Origin of the sequence: Streptococcus mitis (assembly GCF_946190275.1) — a bacterium.
GTDB lineage: Bacteria > Bacillota > Bacilli > Lactobacillales > Streptococcaceae > Streptococcus > Streptococcus mitis_DC.
Window position 1 is genome coordinate 1 of record NZ_CAMHZQ010000077.1, and the last position, 272, is coordinate 272.

1 pseudogene is annotated in these 272 nt (G+C 43.0%); it reads left to right on the forward strand.

Annotated elements, in window-relative coordinates:
• Window positions 1-272: pseudogene (locus tag N8M20_RS10300) on the forward strand (hypothetical protein); the annotation flags it as partial.

Below are 272 nucleotides of genomic sequence, written 5' to 3' on the forward strand. Positions count from 1 at the left end.
GTAGTAGCAAATCCAGACTCATTAACACAAGATGAGAAAGATGCAATTGTAGCTAAAGTTAAAGCCGTAAACCCAGGAGCTGAAGTTGTAGTAGACGACAAAGGCAACGCAACAGTAACAGTTAATGGTAAAACAGCGGTAATCCCAGCGGCAGACTTAACTAAGTCAGCGGAAGAAGCAGCTAAACCAAATGCGGGCAACGACATTGTTAAACCAGCCGACAAGACTGTAGTAGCAAATCCAGACTCATTAACACAAGATGAGAAAGATGC